The organism is Microcystis panniformis FACHB-1757 (assembly GCF_001264245.1).
Classification (GTDB): domain Bacteria; phylum Cyanobacteriota; class Cyanobacteriia; order Cyanobacteriales; family Microcystaceae; genus Microcystis; species Microcystis panniformis.
In genome coordinates this window covers 4,412,738-4,435,150 of record NZ_CP011339.1, presented here as the reverse complement: position 1 = coordinate 4,435,150, position 22,413 = coordinate 4,412,738, and the positions used below count along the sequence as shown (strand labels likewise).

General features: G+C 40.3%; 10 protein-coding genes. 5 read left to right on the top strand and 5 right to left on the bottom strand.

The window, feature by feature from the left end; genetic code table 11:
* Positions 1 to 25 precede the first annotated feature (25 nt).
* The 4 genes from VL20_RS21235 to VL20_RS21220 form a co-directional block, all read right to left on the bottom strand.
* On the bottom strand, positions 26 to 4,921 hold the full coding sequence (locus VL20_RS21235) for a type I polyketide synthase (RefSeq protein ID WP_284525878.1): 4,896 nt from the start codon (positions 4,919 to 4,921) through the stop codon (positions 26 to 28).
* Positions 4,922 to 5,046: 125 nt separating this feature from the next.
* Positions 5,047 to 9,780, bottom strand: coding sequence for a type I polyketide synthase (locus VL20_RS21230; RefSeq protein ID WP_052277689.1), 4,734 nt, complete (start codon positions 9,778 to 9,780; stop codon positions 5,047 to 5,049).
* A 113-nt stretch (positions 9,781 to 9,893) separates the two neighbouring features.
* The gene (locus VL20_RS21225; protein WP_052277688.1) at positions 9,894 to 11,690 is read right to left on the bottom strand and encodes an NAD(P)/FAD-dependent oxidoreductase; all 1,797 of its coding nucleotides are present in this window, start codon (positions 11,688 to 11,690) and stop codon (positions 9,894 to 9,896) included.
* Positions 11,691 to 11,752: 62 nt separating this feature from the next.
* Complete coding sequence (locus tag VL20_RS21220) at positions 11,753 to 12,016, bottom strand: acyl carrier protein (RefSeq protein ID WP_008206984.1); 264 nt, start codon at positions 12,014 to 12,016, stop codon at positions 11,753 to 11,755.
* 284 nt (positions 12,017 to 12,300) lie between these two features.
* Here VL20_RS21220 and VL20_RS21215 point away from each other — a divergent pair, with 284 nt between their 5' ends.
* Positions 12,301 to 12,819, top strand: coding sequence for a hypothetical protein (locus VL20_RS21215; RefSeq protein WP_052277687.1), 519 nt, complete (start codon positions 12,301 to 12,303; stop codon positions 12,817 to 12,819).
* Between the two features lie 100 nt (positions 12,820 to 12,919).
* On the opposite strand, the gene VL20_RS21210 is transcribed toward VL20_RS21215, so the two are convergent.
* Positions 12,920 to 13,822 (bottom strand): helix-turn-helix transcriptional regulator, encoded by a 903-nt coding sequence (locus VL20_RS21210; RefSeq protein WP_052278537.1) that lies wholly within the window; start codon positions 13,820 to 13,822, stop codon positions 12,920 to 12,922.
* A 1,130-nt stretch (positions 13,823 to 14,952) separates the two neighbouring features.
* On the opposite strand from VL20_RS21210, the gene VL20_RS21205 reads away from it, so the two are divergent.
* From VL20_RS21205 to VL20_RS21190, 4 genes are all read left to right on the top strand, one after another.
* Positions 14,953 to 15,237, top strand: a complete 285-nt coding sequence (locus tag VL20_RS21205; protein WP_185237609.1) for a transposase — start codon at positions 14,953 to 14,955, stop codon at positions 15,235 to 15,237.
* A gap of 288 nt (positions 15,238 to 15,525) precedes the next feature.
* Positions 15,526 to 16,500, top strand: a complete 975-nt coding sequence (locus VL20_RS21200) for a hypothetical protein (RefSeq protein ID WP_052277686.1) — start codon at positions 15,526 to 15,528, stop codon at positions 16,498 to 16,500.
* Between the two features lie 85 nt (positions 16,501 to 16,585).
* Positions 16,586 to 18,112: an efflux RND transporter periplasmic adaptor subunit gene (locus VL20_RS21195; protein WP_284525877.1), complete on the top strand. Its 1,527-nt coding sequence runs from the start codon at positions 16,586 to 16,588 to the stop codon at positions 18,110 to 18,112.
* 382 nt (positions 18,113 to 18,494) lie between these two features.
* On the top strand, positions 18,495 to 21,593 hold the full coding sequence (locus VL20_RS21190) for an efflux RND transporter permease subunit (protein ID WP_052277684.1): 3,099 nt from the start codon (positions 18,495 to 18,497) through the stop codon (positions 21,591 to 21,593).
* Positions 21,594 to 22,413 lie beyond the last annotated feature (820 nt).

Sequence of the window (22,413 nt, the reverse complement as noted above, 5' to 3'; positions counted from 1 at the left end):
TAATATTAATTTGTCAGACTGTATTTTACCGATAGCTGTTGAGGATTGAAGGTTGAGATGGGGCTAAAATAGCAGCCATTTCTTGCAAGGTACGACAATTTAAAAGGTCTTGGCGATATTGTTTGCCATAAATCCCTTCTAGCTTGGTAACAAGGCGAATGCGTTCTAAAGAATCTAGTCCTAAATCTGCCTCCAAATCATCACTTATTTCGTCTTCTTCAATTGTCCAATGACAAATTTCGGAAGTTATTTGTCGTAGCATTTCTTCAATCTCTGTATTAAGAGAAATAGAGAAAGAATGAGAAATAATAACTTGATCTTGCACGGGTAAATTGGCTAGTTCTTCAATTTGGCTGACATAGGCTGTCATTAATTGATCTATTAGCAATAAGTCAAAGTGATGGTAATCGTAACTTGCAAATAGATGAAGACGATTATTAAAGATTTCTTGCAGAATATCAATTGTTCCAGTGGCGTTCATTCCTCCGGCTTGATAGTCAGTAATTGATAAAGCATCATACTGAGGTTGCAGGTGAGTTTGTCCCGTATAAGGAAGGTATAAATTAGACTTTAAAGCCTCCTGTATTAAAGAAAGACTATGAGGGGGAATTTTACCCTTTTCTAGGGTAATATTGTCTCGAAAAATTGTTCCCATTTGACGAGTTTGCGCCCGATCTAAACCTGTGCCAATATGTTGTTGTACAGTTTGCTGAATTTGGCTTAAAAAGGTCGGCCAATCTTGCTCAAATTGAGGTTTAGCAAAACTTAATGCCAGATTTTGAGCAAAACTACTAACCACACCTGTTGCATCTACTTCGGGGTAAATTCGTCCACTGGTGGGAATCGAAATTCCGATATTTTCAGCTTTTGAATCTATTTGTGACATAGTTTTTAGAAATGCACCTAATAATAGTGCATTCATCGGGACTCGCCATTGACGGGTTTTGTCGATTAATTGAGAGGTAGTTTCTGCTGAAAGTAGATACTTTTGATTGTAAAAGAGAGGAGATTTTTGAGCATTTTTCTGCTGTTTAGGTTGCCAACGATAGGACATTCCAGACACAGCATTATTGTATTCTGCTAAGGCTCGATCTTCCTCAATATCTTGCCAATCGTTCATTAATTGAACCTGTTTTCGATAATCTTCTACAGTCAATGTAGGGGGAAGATTTGGCGTTTCTTTAGCAACTATGGCCCGGTAAATTTCCAAGAATTCCCGCATCATGACATGGTTACTTAACCCATCCGAAATTAAGTGTTCATTCCCTAAAAATAATTGATGAATTTGATCAGATAATTTAAGAACAGAAAATCCATGCAGCGGCCATTGCGTTAAAGACCAGTTATAGTTTAACCAATGATAGATTTCTTCTTCAATTTTCTCCCCTTGTTCCTCAGGAGTTAAAGTGGTGAAATCTTTAACAAGAATTTCAGGAGGAATGGGATTTTCTAGCACTTCTAATTGATAGTCTGCAAAGCAGGTGGCATCCTCTGGAATCTGAAATTGCGCCCGTAACATGGGATGTCGATTAATTAACAGTTTCCATGCTTGTTGAGCAATATTTAAGTCAAATTCTCCTGCAATTTTAACCTTAGTAAATAAACTATTAGAATTGAGACTCCAATAACTCATTAACAAGGGAATTTGACTATGGAGAATAGGAACCAGATTCGAGGGTTGTGTTTTCAGGTTTTTGATTTGTGGTTTAGGGTTAGAGATTTGAGGTTTGGGGGATGAAGTATGAGATTGAAGAATGGTTAATAATTCCTGAAGATTGGAGACTTGCATTAAATGGCGTAGGGAAAAGGTTTCACTAAATTGACTACGTTGTTCTTCAGGAATTAATGATAGTAACCCGTTCATTAATTGGGTCATCATAATAGAATCTAACCCTAAATCTGCTTCTAAGGAAACATTCAAACTCAATTGCTGAGGATTTAAACCCGTAATTTGACTTATTAAAGCAATTAATTGACTTTCTAAGCTTTCAGCCTTGGTTTCGTTTTGTTTTTGGGTTGGGCGCAAGTCTGGCACCCCTACAGTTTCTCTTTCTTGGCTTTGGTGTAAGTCTTGCCCTTCTAAGGTTTCTGTCTCTTGGGTTGGGCGCAAACTAGGCTCCCCTACGGTTAACCAGTAGGGTTGTTTTTGGAAAGCATAAGTAGGTAAAGGAAGACGAAGACGAGCATAATCTTTATCAAAGCCATTCCAATCAATATTAACCCCAGAAACGGCTAATTTTGCCACACTTTGTAATAAAATTTGCCAATCATCCTGTCCTCGTTGTAGGGAAGATAACCACAGATAATCAGGGTTTGCTAAGGTTTTTTGACCCAATCTCGTTAAAATCGGATGAGAGCCGATTTCAATAAATAGATTATAACCTTGGCTGGCTAAGGTTTCTATTGCTGGGGCAAATTGGACGCATTGACGCACTTGTTGACACCAATAGTCCTCTGTTACTGCTTGGCTGATTTCTTCACCTGTGACGGTGGAAATCCAATCTAATTGGGGTGTTTTATAGCTAATTTTAGCAGCGATCACTTTAAATTCTGCTAATATCGGTTGCATCATCCCGGAATGAAAAGCATGAGATACCTGAAGCAGACGCACTTCAATGCTTTGTGATTCTAAATCCGCTTTAATCCGATTAATCGCTTCCTTGTCACCCGAAATAACGATATTTTCCGAACTATTGATAGTGGCAATCTCAACTTGATCCCCATAAGGAGAAATAACAGATTTTACTGTTTCAATAGGGGCAAATATGGCCGCCATTGCGCCTTTTTGGGGTAAAGACTGCATTAAGCGTCCTCTTTCGGCAATTAACTTGATTCCCTCTTCGAGAGAATAAACCCCTGCAACACAAGCGGACACATATTCCCCCACACTATGACCTAAAACCCCATCAGGTTTAATGCCCCAAGACTGCCATAATTTATATAATGCGTATTCAATGGCGAATAGGGCGGGTTGAGTATAAGCAGTTTGGTCTAATAAGCTAGAATCACTGTATAAAACCTCTAATAAGGACTTTTCTAGGTAAGGTTGCAATAAGCGATCGCATTCCTCTAAGGCATGACGAAAGGTGGGTTGAGTTTCATACAGTTGTCGTCCCATGTCTGCATACTGAGAACCTTGTCCTGTAAACAAGAAAGCAATCTTATTTTGACGACTTTTTGCAACTGCTTGGCTGAAAACATTCAAACAAGGTTGTTTTTGCGTAAATGCTGTTAAAGAGTCCTTGGCTTCAAGGGTTGATTTTGCCAAAATTGCCAGACGATGGTTAAATTGTCCTCGTCCCGTGTTGGCACTAAAAGCTAAGTCTGCTAGGTTTAATTGAGGATTTTTCTCTAAATGGTTGACCCATTTTTGCGCTAAATCATCTAAAGCATCGTCGCTTTTCGCCGATAGAGTGAGTAAATGAGCAGGACGATCTACTTCAGAAGGATTAAAGCTTAATTGAGGCGGTTCTTCGATGATAATGTGGGCATTTGTGCCACTTAATCCAAATGCACTAATTCCGGCCCTTCTAGGTTCTTCTGTTCGCTGCCAAGGCAGAGAAGCGGTAGGAATTTTGAGAGCGGTTGCAGCAGCCGCTAAATCAGGATTAAGTTCTTTAAAATGAAGATGGGGGGGAATTTCTTGATTTTTTAGGGATAAAATGACTTTTAATAGGCTGGCCATCCCAGCTGCAATTTCTAGGTGGCCGATATTCGTTTTTACTGAACCCACCATTAAGGGGTTATCAGTGGAACGATCTTTGCATAGTACATTGTTAATCCCCCGTACTTCAATAGGGTCGCCTAACGCTGTTCCTGTCCCGTGTGCTTCTAAATAGCTAATTTGTTCGGGTTTTACTTTTGCATTCTCCAATGCTTGACGAATAACTGCCATTTGCGCTGATCCATTGGGAACCGTTAAACCACTACTGGGGCCATCTTGATTGACCGCCGAGCCTCTAATTACCCCTAAAATGTTGTCTCCATCGCTTATAGCATCAGAAAAGCGTTTTAAGACCACCATTCCACAGCCTTCCCCTCTCACATAGCCATTTGCATCTTTATCAAAGGTTTTACAACGACCATCAGGGGACAAAGCGCGGGTTTTAGAAAGATATAACGTCACCTCCGGGGATAACATTAAACTAACTCCCCCTGCTAAAGCTAAATTTGACTCTCTGTTGCGTAAGCTTTGACAAGCCAGATGTACCGTGACTAAAGAGGTAGAACAGGCGGTATCAATGGCTAAACTCGGTCCTTGTAGCCCTAAAAAATAGGATAAGCGACCTGAAGCGAAACAAAACGCATTTCCTGATCCCGTATAAGCATCAATGGGAATTTGTTGCTTAATTTGCCGTTTTGCGTAATCATCCAAGCCAATGCCCACAAATACGCCTGTTTGCGTCCCTGTCAGCTTCTGAGGTGCAATTCCGGCATTTTCTAACGCTTCCCAACTTACCTCTAATAATAATCGTTGTTGAGGGTCTAGTGCGATCGCCTCCCGGGGAGTCATCCCGAAAAATTGCGGATCAAATTGATCTACTGCGTCAATAAACCCGCCATAACGAGCATAAGTTTTGTTAGGAAGATCGGGATTTTCGTCATAATAAGCCTCCGCATCCCATCTTTGGCTAGGAACAGGGACAATTACTTCTTTTCCCCTTGATAATAGCTCCCAAAACGCCTCTGGACTATTTGCACCCCCCGGAAAACGACAGCCCATGCCAATAATAGCGATCGGTTCATTTTTTTGCCGTTCTAAGGCTTCAATCTTGTTACGAGCTTCTTTAAGCGCAATAACTGCTTTTTGTAACGGCGTTAATTCTGTTTTCTGATGATGAGAATCCATGATATTAAAATGCTCCTTAGATATTAGGTGTGAGGTGTTAGTTATTCGGATAACTGATAAGTAGGTAGGCACAATTATTTGTAGGATGGGTTAGCGGTAGCGTAACCCATGCGGGCGTTGGGTTTCATGCTTCAACCCAACCTACGTTCATTTTATATTTAATTCCACCCACCTACTTAACTGATAACTGTTCACTGTTAAAGTAATGCTTCTAATTCCGCCAATTCCTGTTCCATTAGGGCTTCTGTTTCTACTTCTGACAGCAACTCCAATTCAGCAAGGGCTTGGTGGAGTACTACAACATCCGTTGACTCGGTTTCCGAAGAAATCTGAGAATTTTCTGAATTATCTTCCCAAGCAAATACTTCTTGGACAAAATACTGCACCACATCACCAATAGTGGGATACTCAAAAGCAAAGGTGGAAGGTAAAGAGACAGAAAATAAGCCTTCTAGACGATGTTTCAGTTCTACGGACATTAAAGAATCCATTCCCATCTCAAAGAACCCTTGATCAGTATCTGGTAAAGTATCTCCGTGAATTCCTAAGACTTGCGCTACTTCTTGCTGTAAACGAGTGGTTAATAGGGTGACTCGTCGGTGAGGAGGGTTTTTTTGGATGGTTTGGGGGAAATTCTCGACCGTTTGCACAAAATTATCCTGATCTTGCTTGAATAACGCTTCTAAGAAAGCCACCCGTCCTTTTGCTGCAACAATCGTTTTAAACTTAGACCAATCAATCTCTGCTACCATTGTTTGAGTAACATTACCATGGATTAGAGCATCTAAAGTATCCAAGGCTAAATTAGGTTGTAATGGATTGATTCCCAGGCGTTTTAAGCCTTCTTCATAGCCTTGCGTGGCCATTCCCCCTTTAGCCCAAGGTCCCCAGTTAATGCTTAACCCTGTGAGTCCAGACTCTCGACGGTAGTGCATTAAACCATCTAAGAAATGGTTGGCCGCGGCATAGTGAATTTGACCTCGTGATCCGATTAAAGCAGATATGGAAGAGAAACAAACAAAGAAATCTAAGGATAAATCTTGAGAAAGTTGGTGTAAATTCCAGGCTCCTGCTGCTTTAGGATTAAATACGCTCTCAAAACAATGGAAATCCATCTTGTCAATGGTGCGATCGCTTAAAACCCCTGCCGCATGAATAATACCCTGTAAGGGAGGACAATTTTCTTGAATTTGGTGAAAAAGTTGACGGGTTTGTTGATAATCACTGACATCAGCGGCAATTACTTGAATAGTAGCCCCTTTATCCTCTAAAGCTTTGATTTTTACCTGTTTATCCGTTGAATGGTCAGCTAAGGCTCGCCGACTGGTTAAGATTAAATGATTTGCACCTTTTTCAATTAACCAATCTGCTAAACTTAATCCTAAAGAGCCTAAGCCACCAGTAATGAGATAACTGGCTTCTGTCTTTTTAAAATTGATGTTTGAGCTTTTTATTGCTTTATTAGGTACTAAACGGGCAACATATCGTTGATGATCCCGAAAAGCGATGCGATCTTCTCCTAGATTTTCTGTTATTTCAGCAATAATTGCTTGAGACGATGGTTGTTTTTCTTCTAAATCAATCAATCCTCCCCATAAATTAGGATATTCAAGGGCAATGACTTGACCCATTCCCCATAAGGACGTTTGCGCTATTTTAAGCGGTTTAACAGCATCATTCACCGGTTGTGCTTGTTGTGTTATGACCCAAAGTTTAGGGGGTTCTTTAGTTTTAAATTGAGCTAAAGCTTGTGTTAGATACAATAAACTGGCATAAGAACGAGTTTGAGAGGTTTGGGAGTTAATATCGCTGTCTAACCCCCATAAATAGACCACTTTGGTGATTGGTTCAGTTAGATCTTGTAACAACCGTTGAAAATCCTTAACATTATTAGGATTAATTTGATAATGACCTGACACCAACTTCTGATAAGTTTGACCAGAAGACACCAAAATATAAGCATCATTTAGCGTTGTTGCTAAGGCTTTACCAACTCCTTGATTATCATTAAAAATTAACCACCGTTCTCCTTGAGAAGGCTTATTTTTTAAGTTTAAAGGACTGAGTTGCCATTCCACTTTGTAACAGTTCTTACTAACATCCTGTAGGATAGGCATCTTGCCTGCTATTATTGCATCTTCTCCAACCAATAACTGTAATAATTGGGGTAAAAATTGCTTGACTTCAGGTGATAATTGATCACTTTGATTTAACTGTTCAGTTAGTTGTTCAGTTTTGCCTTCAACTAATAAATTAAGTAAACTAGAAGCAGACGAAACAGACTTAAATTGAGGTTTAGCATCACTTACCCAATAAGATTCATGTTGCCAAGGATAAAGCGGTAACTTAACAAACTGACAATTTTCGGGATATAATTTTTCCCAATTAATCGAATGTCCCCAAGTGTAGAGCTTTCCTAAAGAATTTAATAGCGTTCCCCGTTCAGAATGTTCTCGTCTTAGAGAGGGTAAAACAAATCCCTCAGTATCTTGTTCTCGCAAGGTACTTTTAATATATCCCAATAAAACAGGATGGGGGCTGATTTCAACAAAGATAGTATGACGAGATTTAATCATTGCTTCAATCGCAGGGTTAAAACGTACCGTCTGACGCATATTTTGTCCCCAATAAGCGGCATTAAATAATGTCCCCTCTTGTTGATCACCTGTTACGGTTGAGAAAATTGATATGGTGCTTTTTTGAGGCTGAAGCTCTCCTAATTTTTTAACTAAATTATCCGCAAAAGTAGTCATTTGTTGACTATGAAAAGCATAATTAACAGGGAGTTCTTTGTAAAAAATATGAGGATGGTTTTGGGACAATTCAGCAATTAATTGATCGATCGATTGAGACTCCCCAGATACAACCGTTGAATAGGGACTATTAATGGCAGCAATTTCTAATTTATTTTCCCAAGCAGCTATTAAATTTTCTACCTCATTAACAGGTAATTCAATCGCAAGCATTTTTCCATTTCCTGTTGCTTGCTGCATCAATTGTCCGCGCTGACAAATCAAATGAATAGCTTCCTCAAGAGTTAGAATTCCCGCAAAATGGGCGGCTGCAACTTCTCCCAAGCTGTGACCAACCACAGATTTAGGATTAATCCCCCAAGATTGCCATAATTTAGCTAATCCAACTTGTAAAGCGAATAAAGCAGGTTGAGAAACTTCTGTTTCTTGTAAACGAGATTGAGCTTCAGACGCATTAAATTCCGCTAATAATGACCAGTTAGCATACTTTTGAATCAAAGTATCACATTGTTTAATAACAGAGCGAAAAACGGGTTCTGTTGCTAATAATTCCCGTCCCATTGCCCACCATTGAGGTCCTTGGCCAGAAAAGACAAAAGCAATGTTTGTTTTACGTTTTGAAGGCTTAGATTGAGTCGATAAATCAATCGTTTCTAACTCTTTTAAACCCTTCAATAATTCTTCAGGAGAATGAACCAGAACTGCCTGACGATGAGCATGATGAGTCCGTCTTGCACTAGCACTATAGCAAAGATTCTGGACAAATTCAGCGGTTAAAGCTTGATCTTTCAGGAAATCTTCATAATTTTGAGTTAAATCTCTAACCGCTTCGTGACTATGGGCAGATAAAGGAAGTAAATGAGGGAAAGTTAAGGAAATTGGTTCTTGGTGAGATAAATTAGCTTCTTCCAAGATAATATGAGCGTTTGTTCCCGAAAATCCAAAAGAACTAATTCCCACCTTGGCGGTTGTTTCCTGTTGTGGCCAGGTAATTAAAGATGATTGAAGTTTAAGGGGTAACTTATCAAAGGGAATATAAGGATTCGGCTTGTTAAAATGCAGACTGGGCGGAATTTGCTTGTTTTTCAGGGAAAGTGCCATCTTAATCACACTGGCAATTCCTGCCGCTGCTTCGAGATGTCCTATATTACTTTTTACCGATCCCACCAAACAAGGATTATCCTTGTCTCGTCCTTCTTCTAACACAGATCCCAAGGCCATCGCTTCGATGGGATCGCCTAAAGATGTTCCCGTCCCGTGTAATTCCACATAATTAAGCTCTTTTGGCTCAATTTCAGCATTTTTCAAGGCTGATCGAATCAAGCTTTCTTGTGCCGGTCCATAAGGAACCGTTAACCCCTTGCTGCGTCCATCATGATTAATAGCAGTTCCTCTAATTAACGCATAAATGGAATCCTTATCTGCGATCGCTTGAGCCAACGGTTTAAGAATAATACAACCGACTCCCTCACTTCGCACATATCCATTGGCGCTTTCATCAAAGGTTTTGCAACGTCCATCAGGAGACAAGGCTTTCAATTTGCTTAACGCAATATTACCAATAGGGGATAAAATCAGGTTAACCCCTGCTGCGATCGCCATTGAAGACTCATCATTCCATAAACTTTGACAAGCGAGATGCACTGCGACCAAAGAGGAAGAACAAGCCGTATCTACCGCTAAACTAGGACCTTTTAAGTTAAAAAGATAGGAAAGACGACCGGCTGCGATATTTGTGCAGTTTCCTGTTAAATCATAGCCTTGAGGTTGGTGGCTATATCCTGCATGAATGCGACTATAATCGTTTGTGGCAATTCCCACAAATACACCTGTTTTCGATCCTGCTAATTGTTCCCGTGTTATTCCTGCATCTTCAATGGTTTCCCAAGCTACTTCTAAGAGTAAGCGTTGCTGAGGATCCATTAATAAGGCTTCTCTAGGAGAAATCCCGAAAAAATTAGGATCAAAACCATCAACTTGCGATAAAAATCCCCCATGACGAGAATTCATTTTCCCCTGTGTTTCAGGATTCTCATCATAATATTCATTAATATTCCAGCGCTCCTTAGGAATTTCGGTGATGCCGTCAATTCCCTTTGATAATAATTGCCAGAATTCCTGAGGATTATTGGCTTGAGGAAAACGACAGCCAATCCCAATAATTGCAATAGGTTTCATAGTTGAGAGATCCGTAAGTAATAGACAGCAATTGCGGAGGGTTAAAGGTAAAAGATGCTATCTTGTGATTTGTGATGTTATCTTTTACCTATGCCTAAGTGATTAACCCAAATTTAGACAATAATAGGTATTTTTTCGGGCGATCTTTTTACTTCTTTTTTTACCCAAGGATTTAGTTGAGGACGATAACGATAGTTGGTAAATTCTTGGCGAGTTTGTTCAATTTGGCTATTATCAGAAAGCTTACGAGTCAAATATTTATAGACCATTTCCGTAATGGCAGATTGAACTGCGCCATTAAGATGTCCAAACAGATAGGACAGATTTTTTGGATTGAGAAAAGCTGAAAAACCAAATCCTTTCCAGAGGAACTTTGCATACCAAACTGCTGTATAAAAACTGGTCGCTTTAATTCCAGCGAAAACATTGCACCGTCTTGGTTCAAATTTAGTGTTTTCGATAAAGTCATCGAAGTGTTTGAGGGTATGATAACCCCAGATTAATTGATCAGTACGATGAGCATCCATAAAACCAATATTTTTATTCTGCTCAACTAATTGGTTAAATTGTTCATAGAGATGATGCCAATATCCTTTTATATCCGCTTGAACTTTTGGCACATAACGGGAAATAAAGCCAGTATCTAAATGCCATTTGCCGACATAAAGGGGAATTTGAATCCCAAACCACCACATATATTCGGCATAAATACGCCAACTCATGATACTAGCATGACCTAATTGTTTATCATGGTGTTCAATGAGATGATTATTCAATCGAGTATAGGTAAGGTTAAAGTCATTGTAAGCAGCCCGTTTTTCTTCTGTATCCGCTTCTCCTGCAAGTTGAGAACGAATAATTTCCGTGATACTTTCAATCGCAAAAGCAATCATACTTGTTCCCAAAGAGTAAAAGGGATCAAAAATACAAGCAGCATCTCCAACTACATACCAATTATCTTGAGAAAACATCGTTTTGCTAGTATGGGAAACTCTAGGAAGATAATGAAAATCGACATTTTCGCCAGAGGTGACTAAGCGATAAAGTAGATTGTGATTGGCTTTTAGGAAAGCATAAAACTTCTCTTGAGTATTAATTTGGTCGTTGGCGATAACACTGCGATGTTGAGCAATTCCAATAGAGATTTCTTGGGAGTCTTTTTCTGTGGGAATCATCCATAACCAATGACCATGACCAAACCAATGATTGGTTGCATAGTAATGGCTACAAGTTGTACCATAAGGATCATAACCATCGTGAAAAATGGTGCGATCAATATTGTTAACTCTAACCCAAACAGAACCGGTATCAAGTCCAAAAAGATTATCTGCTCCAAATAGGAGATTATCGGTTTTTTGACCAATAATAAACTTCCGTCCTGCGGCATCAATAACGTGCTTTGCTTTGAGAGTTATCTGTTCATTTTCGACTTTAGCGATAACGGTTTTGAGTTCATCTTTTGAGGTTAAATCAACATCTACAACTCGACCTTGATAAAAAGTTGCTCCCATCGCTTTATTCATTTTTAGGAGATCCCGTTCAAATTTTGCCCGGTTCATTTGAAAGGAAGCCAAAGGCGGTTGACGATTATTCCAAATATGATAATAATCATCAGTGGTAGTCGTTTTGTCCTTCTTTTTCGGCCAATGGAAGTTTAGTCCAAATTTGGGAGGATGATTTTCGATCATATACTCATATAACCCCAATTCTTTGCAGACAAATAAGGTGGCAATTTCCACCATTGATTCGCCAATTTTGAGGTCTTTATTAGTTCTTTCTTCTGGACGAGGATCGATCAGTGCAATTTTAATGTTGGGAACATTTAGAAGTAAGTGTCTTGCTTGACAGACCCCGGCGAAACCTGCTCCCATAATCACAACATCATACTCATTAGTGTTAGTAGCAACCATTGGTGAAATTCTCCTAAAATGTGATGAGGAAGAGAGTGAATAAGAAAGAATACAAGAAAAAGTTAAAGATATAATTCCCCTAATCGGGTTGCTAATTCAGCAATGGTGGGATAGTTAAAAATGACCACAGGATTTAATTCCTTTCCGAGCCATTTTTCTAAGCGTCCTAATAAAACTAACGCTTTTCGTGAGTCGAGTTCATAATTATCAAAAGGTTCTTCAATATCAATGTCATCAAGGTCAACATCGAGTTGTTGAGCAAACTGATCAACGAGCCAGTTTTGAATGTCTTCAACGGTACAAGGGGATTGAACAGTTGTCATCATGGTTTAAGTTCCTTTAAGGTGAAAAAAGTGTTGTAGCAAACTAAGATTGCTTAACTGATATTCCTAGTTTATTCCTCTACCCATTGATCAGCCATGTTTTATTTTTCGCCAAAACTGGATTTTTTTTATTCCTATTTTTTATGGTCAAATTTAGCACATTTTTACTATATAAATATAATCGAAAAACCTAGCAGACAATACAAAATATTATCCATTAAATTTACCCTACTTTATCCTACAATAAAAGGTAACAAAATTAATTTGCTAGTTACTAGGTAAAAATTATGATAGAGACTCATGTTCTTAACCCATCTGTCAAACAGATTCCTCCTACTACTCAATCGATTGAAACCGCTCATAAATCTCCGCAAATGCTCCAAGAATTATTAACTTCAGCCGTTGTACAGCTTGAAACAGAACTGCAAGATAAGCTAGAAAAACTGTTATCTAAACAGGAGTATCAATTGTTACAAATTGGGGAGAATATTAATAGCTTGACGCAGGAATTAGAACAAGCAGTTTCTGAATTTCTCCAAATTGCCCAACAAGCAAATAAAACCTATAGTTCTCTACAGTTTTTGGGTCAATTTGTTGAACAAAAACCTAATAACTCACCCAATAAAGGAAGCCAAGATACCGTTAGAGTGGTTTATAGTCATGCCGCCAAATTACCGATTCCTGTGGTAGAAAAATATGGCTTAGGGTTTATCCTAAACTATAAAACGGTTGATTTATCCCAACTAGGTATTACCCTTTCACTCTCTCGTCAATCTCCGTCTCTTCCTGCCATCAAACAGGGATAATTTAAGCACTACTAAGGTGGGCATTGCCCACCTCAATCATGATTATGTAAGGTGTAAAGTTTAAATACTTAGAACCTAAAACCTAAAACTCAGCCATCATTTAAGCTACTTGAGTTTGATATTTTTCTCGCCAACGTTTAGGAGATACTTTATGTAACTGACTAAAGCGACGGGAAAAATAATAGGGGTCAGTAAACCCAACGGTGGCGGCAATTTTGGTAATTGACTCATGGGTTTTCAGTAACAAGGATCGGGCTTCTAGCATTCTTCGTTCCACAATCCAATGAATAATCGTTTTGTCGGTGCGACGCTTAACTAAATTGGTTAAATAAGCAGGAGAATAACCAGCCGCTCCAGCCACATCATTGAGGGTAATCGGTTGACTATAATTTGCCTCAATAAACTCAAAAACGGGTTTTAATTGAGAACTATTAGGGTAGAAAGAAGCCAAAGAATCAAAGAAATTCGGTTGCGGGGTAGAAGAAGGCTGTATCAACGATTGAGGAGCTTGTTTTGAGTTAACAGAAGGATGAATTCTGCAAGCGTAGCCATCTTTTTCAGATTCTAGAAAATTTAAGGAACGAGCTACTATGCTTATATAATCTTGATCTCCATATTTGAGAAGGTTAACCGTAATATCGAGGGATTGATGATCCCCATAATAAGGATGGTGTGTGATCAAACGTCCAAAACCTCGACGTTGAATTAATTTCCAGTATCTAGACCAATCTGAGTTTAAAAAATCTTGAGCAGCTTCTTCTATAGTCAAATTAGATAACTGTTCTCTGGAATATCCCAATAAAGCACAAGCCGCATCATTGTAATGCTTAATCCCTCCTTGGGAATCGATCCACAACACAGATTCAGGGATTTGATTGATTAAATATTGAATAACAGATATGGATTCAGCTATTTCTTGCTGAGGGACGGCATTAAGAAAGTTAGCCGTAGAATGAGAGAAGTTAAGGGAGTTAAGAGGGTTACAGTTTGGAGTTAAAAGCATGAGACTGTTCCTATAATTTTCAAAATAGATAATTTTTTGACCACAAAAGATAGTTTTCACTCCATCACAAACAAAACTGATTTCCTGATCTTCTTAATTCTTGATAAGGAAATTATAGCACTTGGCTGATCGCTCAAGTACAACTTCTAGGGTTGAAGTGCTTATACAGTAAGCCTTTCGGTGATTGCATGGGATGATCCGTCTCGGAAAGTGCTGTATTGAGCTTATCTTTGCTCTACAAGCGGAGATGCGTCTTTCCGCAAATTTTTAAAACCCACATTCCGCACTTCAAATTATAGTAAGTAGTCATGCAAAATTAATTACCTGCCCGATCGAGCTAAAACCCTTACGGGGCAATGATCGTCATGTGTAAATAATTTTGCCTAGGTACTTAAGTACTCATTGTGCGCTTAATTTTTTAAGGGAAGGGTTTTAAAATTGCTGTTACCTTTATCCTGTATGCTTTTTAGCGAATAAGGTAAGCAGAAAAGTGCCGATAATGCGATCGCCAATTGACTCGCTCAAACCCTGATCAATTCGTTAACTTCCCAATGGTCTTTTTGTGCTAATAAATATTCGAGTAGAACGCTCAATGCGTTTGCTAGACTGCATTTGAGGCAATCTATCAAATTTTCGGTTCGAGAAATGAGCGAACGGTGAGTAAGTAGTCATAGTCATGCAAGGCGTTGCTGATTTGAGATATGAATCTTCGGCTCTCTTAGGTTTGGTGGGTAAAATGTATTCTAAGATACAATCCTCCTGGCGAGTGAGTGGAACGAATCACAAAGGACACAAAGATTGATCGATCCTATATTCAGTTAAACTTATCACACAAATAAGAGGAGAGCCAATCTTCTTTGGCGGAATTTCTTAAAACCTAGACCCGAACTAACTTTTGCATCGGTGTCATCAACGCCCTATTTTACGTCCTCTGTAGGTAATGCGCGTGGCGGTGGCTGCCCCAGGACTACCCGACGAGACAGTATAAGCTGCCCGCGCATTTAAATTGCTTGTTGAGATGAGGCACTCTTGCACTCTTGCACTCTTGCAAGAGGCAAAAGTAAAGGGATTAGGGGAGATTTAGCTAATCTAAGGATAGGCGGTTAAGATGCGTCTTAGCTTACTACTACTTGAGAAAGTGGACTCAAGACGGAACATGGCTGAAAATCCATAACTGTCTCCGGGATTACGTCAGGACGATGGAAGGTCATCTAACGGCGGCGAGCGCGGGAGTTTTAGACAGCCAATCGGTCAAAACCGCCACGATGATTAATCAAGAGGTGGGTTATGATGCGGGGAAACGGATTAAAGGAAGAAAGAGATTCACATTAGTCGATACCTTCGGGCTGTTAATCGCAGTCAAAGTCGTCTTCTGCCAAAGATTCTCCATTTTGCTGAGGACTTTCCTATTTTAAACTAGATATAAGTGGGTGGGTGGAATTAAATATAAGATGAACGTAGGTTGGGTTGAAGCATGAAACCCAACGCCCGCACAGGTTACGGTACCGCTAACCCATCCTACAAATAATTGTGCCTCCCTACTTAGATGATGTCTAGATAGATTGAACTTAAAAAAACTTAATCATCAAATCTAAAATTAATCTATCTAAATCTCTAATCTTCAGCAATTTAGAAATATGCTGATCAGCAAAAACTACAAAAGGTTTTTCAGAATCTCTCTATTTTGAATTAGGAAAAAACTCATGTCTATGCGTCATTTTGCTTTATTGCTTGGGCTAACTACCGCTGGAACAGCCACTTTATTAGCTCCCCTTCCCACTCGTGCTGCTAGTTGTGAAACAGGTGATTTATTTGATTTTAGTTCCATCCAATTTATTGCAACTCGGCCTATTGCTTCTAATAACTGTTTGCGGTTATTTGGAAAACGAACAGACCCGACTCCTCAAGGATTTGTGGGCTATGGCGCCGGTCACACTGAAACCGCTTTAAATTCACCTGGAAATCCAGCCCCCTATTATGCTGCGGGGATTGATTTTAGTCCCGAAAATTTGGTTAATCCTTTAGGAGCAACCCGAGCCGCCACATTGTTAAATAATATTACAGGATTTTCTAACTTTGCGACTTTCCTCACCAATAACAGTATTAATGTCGATCGTATTGGGTTTAGTTTTGGTCCTAAAAACGGGGATTTTACCAAGAGTTGGAATTTAGGAAATGATATTAATGGAGAGAACTATTTTTCCTCTCCTACGTCTTCTCTAGAAGAACGCATTTATGCCGCTAATCCTAAGGAAGTGGAAAGCTTTTTATTGTTGGACAACACTAAAATTCTTAGCTTTGGTTATAGCGATATTTATTCATTCTTAGAATATGGCGCAACCACCGCTCCTGATGATGACTCTGAAGCGATTATTAGTGATCCCTTTAGTGTTTCTAAGGTAGCTGGCCTGCTCGGAGAATTTGACGGATTAGCCAATGCTTTCTTAGTCGATGTGGGTTCTAATAAAGTACAATTAGTCAGTGAAGATGCCGCCGTTGTCCCAGATGACGTTTTTATCGATCCCTCAATTGGCCCATTAAATCCCGTGGTTTCTATTCAATTTCCCCTGCAACTGAGAATTGTTTCGACTCCTGAACCTTCTGTTACCCTTGGCTTAATGAGTTTAGGCATTATTGCCGTAGGGTGTCGTTTGAAAAATAAAATTCGGAAAGAATAGGACAGCAGTTGTAGATAAGCTGAGACCCATCCCCGTCTTCACGTTAAATTCTTTAATGAATAGACTTATGCCAGATAACCATCCTATGTCACCTCCTATGTCGGAATATCCCCTAAAAATCACTGCCACCTCTTCTGAACCTCAAAAACAATCAAAACGCCGTTTCCAAGGGGTTCGGCGATGGTATCTTGGGGGACTTTTATTGTTAGGAGTCGGTTATGGGATTGGGTCAATCAGTCAACCAACTCAACCAATCGCCCCTTCGGTTGCTGAAAATAAACATCTTCTCCCCGTTGAAATCGACCAGCTAGTACAGGTCAATGCTTATCAACAGTCTCGAACTTACACTGGGGAAATTGTCGCTCAAAATACCAGTGATTTAGGGTTTGAACGAGGAGGAACAATGACTCAACTGCTGGTGACAGAAGGACAATGGGTGAATCAAGGAACGCCCCTTGCTCGTTTAGATGACCGTCAATTAATCGCCCAAACACAAGACTTATTAGCCCAAAAACAACAGGCTTTAGCACAATTAAAAGAAATGGAGGCGGGTTCTCGTGCTGAAACCATTGCCGCAGCCCAAGCAAATTTGGCTCAAGAAAAAGCTCAACTACAAGAGATGGAAGTGGGACCTCGCACTGAAACCATTGCGGCAGCCCAAGCGCGTTTGAAAACCCTGCAAGCACAATTAGCTTTGGCTCGTAGTAAACAGGAGCGACGACAGAATCTTTATACGCAAGGGGCTATTTCTCGTGAACAGTTTGACGAAGTGGTCACAGATATGGATAGTCAACAGGCAAGGGTTAATGAAGCCCAGAGCCAATTAGATGAGCTATTAGCAGGAACACGCCCTGAAATCTTAACTCAACAGCGAGCAAGGATTAAACAGGCTCAAAGTCAACTGGATGAGTTGTTAGCAGGGACTCGCAGGGAAGTGATTGAAGCCCAAAAAGCAGCTATTAAACAGCTAGATAGTCGTTTAGCTAGTATTGAACTTGATTTAGAAAAGACCGTTCTTAAAGCCCCTTTTTCGGGCAAAATTCAAAAACGTTATCTCGATCAAGGAACGGCGGTACAAGCGGGTCAAGGGGTGGTGCGTTTGGTACAATTAGACGGCGTTAAAGCCCATATTGGTGTTCCTACGTCCCTGACTTCTGAGATTAAGATCGGACAATCACAAACCCTAAAAATTGACCAAAAATCTTATTCAGCGACCGTTAAGGCAATTTTACCTGAACTAGATGCTGCCAGTCGTACCGTGACGGTGGTTTTTCAAGTTAAAGGAGCAGGAAGTAGCGGCGAGGCTACCTCACCGCTGCTAACCACTGGACAAATTGTCACCTGGAAATGGCAACAAAACATTAATACTTCGGGTTATTGGCTACCTAGTACCGCTCTTGTTAAGGGAATTCGAGGATTATGGTCGATTTATGTCCTAGGAGATGGGAATGCAGCCCAAGGATTTGTCGTAGAACGTCGGGATGTGGAGGTTTTATACACCGATGGGGAGCGAGTTCTCGTGCGAGGAACATTAGACGGAACCGAAAAAGTGATTACTAATGGCACAAATCGCATTATTTCGGGGCAAAAGGTAAAAATCAGTAAACAGTAAACAGTGAGCAGAACGTAGGTTGGGTTGAAGCATGAAACCCAACGCCCGATTATGTTACGCTACCGCTAACCCATCCGACAAATAATTGTGCCTCCCTACTTAGGGTTTGCTGAATAAATCTAAAAACCTTGTTGGGTAAGACTTTTAGACTTTTGGGAAATCAAAAAGTACCAGATCTGGGAGTGATCGCGGAGAAAATTCCTGGACTTTTTCCCTGAAAATTAGGTAATTGACCACCTGAAAATGGGTAAAACCCTACACCCCACACCCTACACCCCACACCCTGCCCCCAGGAAAAACTTTTTGCCGCAAACCCTACTTATTACTTATTACTTTCTCCCCCGAACTTCATAATTCTCAATTCTTAATTCATCATTCTCCTATGTCTTCCATCTTTTATAAAAACGTCCGATTATTAGTTTTAACTATTTTGGCGATCGCCGTTTGGGGCTTATCTTCCTTTTTCAGTTTACCTCGTATGGAAGATCCCGAATTAACCCCTCGTTTTGCGGTCATTAACACCCAATTTCCAGGCGCAACCCCTGAACGAGTAGAAACGCTAGTTACTGATAAATTAGAACAAGCTTTACTAGAAGTTGAAGAAATTCAAAATATTGATTCTACCTCTCAGCTTGGCTTCTCCAGCATTACCATTGAATTAAATGACCAAATTACCGATGTTGATCCCGTTTGGTCACAAATTCGTGATAAAGTCAATGATGCTGTTTCTCAATTACCATCGGGAACTTCTCTCCCTGAATTTGAAGAATCAAAACCCAAAGCCAACGCCTTAATTGTTGCTTTAACTTGGCAATTATCAAGCCCTCCGAATTATGGCATTTTGAGCCGTTGGGCGCAAGAATTAGAAGATGATTTACGGTTAATTGAAGGAACAGAAAAAGTTGAATTATTTGGCAATCCTACGGAGGAAATTCGAGTTGAAGTTGCTCCCCAACAATTAACCCATTTAGGATTAACCATACAGTCCCTATCTCAACAAATCTTAGAAAGTGATGCCAAAGTTGCTGCCGGCCAATTACGAAGCGAACAAAGTAACTTATTGCTGGAAATTGAAGGAGAATTAGATTCTTTAGACCGTTTAAATCGTTTATCAATTAAATCAGGTTCGTCTAGTCAAGTAGTGCGATTAGGTGATATTGCAAATATTAGTAAAGGAATTGAAGATCCCCCCAGAGAAGTCGCGATGATTAAGGGAAAACGGGCGATCGCAATTGCTGCTTTTGTGGAATCTGATAGACGCTTAGATTCTTGGATGACAGTCGCCAAGGCTAAGTTAGAAAGATTTGAAAAAAACCTTCCTCAAGGAATTGGCCTACACATTATCTTTAATCAAAGTCGTTATGTGCAGCAACAACTGGACTCGGTTTTATCAAACCTGATTATTGGTGCTATCTTGGTTTTTGGGATCACCTTTGTGGTCATGGGCTGGAAGTCATCTTTAATCGTGGGAACATCCCTTCCTTTATCAGTTTTGATGGTTTTTGGCAGTATGAAGGTGTTAGGCATTCCCCTACATCAAATTTCGGTGACAGGGTTAATTATCGCTTTGGGATTATTAATTGATAATGCGATTATTGTGGTTGATGAGGTGCAAATGGCTTTAAAAGAAGAAGAAGGTATATCACCGCTCAAAGCCGTTGCTACTACCGTACATCATATTTTTATTCCCTTACTCGCTTCTACCTTTACCAGTGTTATCGCTTTTTTGCCCATTGCTACCGCTTCAGGAGCAACTGGAGAATTTACGGGAACGATTGGAGTAACCGTAATTTTAGCCCTAATTAGCTCGTTTATTCTATCTGTCACCGTGATTCCTGCCTTAGCGGGAAGATTACATCATTGGCAACCAACCCCCACAAATGGATATTGGTGGCAAAGCGGATTTACCCATTCTCGTTTAACCTCCCTTTATAAGTGGAGTTTAGATCGCACTTTTCAACGTCCCTTATTAGCGATCTCCCTTATTCTTATTCTTCCCTTATGGGGTTTTATTAGCTTTCCTACCCTACAACAACAGTTTTTTCCCCCCACCGATCGCGAACAATTTCATTTAACCTTTGAATTACCCATCAGTGCGTCTTTACCCGAAACCCAGTCTCAAGTGATGCAAGCCCGAAAGTTAATCTTACAGCATCCTGAAATTCAAGACGTTCAATGGTTTATTGGGAAAAGTGCGCCCTCTTTTTACTACAATGTCTTACAAAATCGAGAACAATCTCCTAATTATGCTCAAGGAATTGTTCAACTTCAGAAAAACGTCAAGTCGGGTGGGTTAATTCGCACCTTACAGCAAGAATTAGATCAAGCCTTTCCCCAAGCGCAAATTATTGTCCGACAATTAGAACAGGGTCCTCCTTTTGATGCACCGATTGAATTACGCTTATATGGGTCAGATTTAGCCCAATTACAGGCTTTAGGCGATCAAGTTCGCGCCGAATTAGCTAAAACCCCTGATATTATCCATACTCGCGCCACTTTAAGCGAAAGTTTGCCCAAATTAGCTGTCAATCTTAATGAAGAAAAGCTACGTTTAGCAGGGTTAGATAAAAGAGCCGTTGCTCGTCAATTAGACACCAGTTTAGAGGGAACAGTCGGAGGCTCGATTTTAGAAGGAACAAAAGAACTACCTGTGAGAGTTCGGACTTCTAATCGTCAACGGAGCAATCTAGCTGAAATTAGCTCATTAAACCTCTTATCTTCAGGAAATTCTGCAACTTCATCGACAATTGTTCCCTTATCAGCGGTGGGAAATGTGGAAATTGTCCCCGATATTGTTGCTATTTCACGTCGTAATGGCCAACGGATGAATACCATACAGGGTTTTATTCCGGCTGGTGTATTACCAGAACAAGTACTCTCTGAGTTTGAAAAACGATTAGAAATGAGTAATTTTCAGTTACCCTATGGTTATTCATGGGATTTTGGCGGAGAACAAGGAGAACGTCAGGATGCTTTAAGTAATTTGATTGCAACTCTTGGGGTTTTAGCGATCGTTATGGTGGCCAGTTTAGTCCTCACTTTTAATTCTTTCCGTATGGCTAGTATTATTATCATAGTTGCCATTTTATCTTTAGGATTAGGTTTAGGATCATTGGCCTTGTTTAATTATCCTTTTGGGTTTACAGCGATTTTAGGGATCATTGGACTTTTAGGAATCTGTGTTAATGATTCAATCGTAATTCTTGACGCTTTGCGTCATGATGCTCAAGCCAGCCTTGGTTCACGTCGAGCAACTCGAAATGTGGTGATTCGTGCAACTCGTCATGTGGTAGCGACCACCTTAACCACGATAATGGGGTTTATCCCTTTATTATTTGATCCCAGTGGTTTTTGGCCACCTCTTGCGATTAGTATTGTCGGTGGGTTAGGTGGCGCCACTTTAATAGCGTTATATTTTGTTCCTTCCGTATATCTACTCTTAGGTCGTAAAAACCTTACACAGAGTGCTAAACCGCAGTAACGGTATGATTATCGCAGTCATTTTGTCCTGCCATCAAGAGTGAGGAAGAGTCTTAACTCATCGTCCGCTCATTTTTGGGAGCAAGATGGGGTCGAAGAGGTGGAAAGGCGTTGTCAAATTGAAAGATGATCCGAATCAGCTTGGAACTGAAATTACCTTGATAGCAAGGATTGCATTGCATCTTTCATATTCTGATCTGACAACGCCAACTACTGAGCGTTCGACAAAAGCTCACGCCGAAGTCTCACACCGAAGTCTCACGCCGAGGTCCGAACGGGTGTGGGGTTTTAAGCTAAGAGGCATTTTAATCGCCTATCCGATTAGCTGAATCTCTCCCCATCCCTTTACTGTTGCCTCTTGTTTCATCTAAACAAGCAATTTAACTGTGCGGGCAGCCCTGGATCTTACCTAAAATGTCGGATGAATGCCCCCGCTAGATTTTTCGACAAGATACTCACCTTTGCGGGGGATGAAATCCGACCAGAATATCAATGACCCTGAGCGAAGCCGAAGGGTCAACCCCAGAGCATCGGTTTAATTCCACCATCTGTGGGTAAACTCTGTTATCGAAAAAATCGGGTCTAAAACCTCGCCTTAAGGCGAAAAGTTTTGGGAGCGGGGCATAAATCCCCGTTACAAAAACGGCCGACCGCCCCCTGCCGACCGCCCCCTGCCTTCGTTAATGATGTCTGTCATCCCCAAGCTCAAATTATCTGGCAATTAGCGATTAATTAGGCTACTCTAACTAATATCCCCCCCATTGGCCTCGATTTAGAACTGGCTTTTATCCGTCCCCACCTTATCATCGATTTTTTTCCAG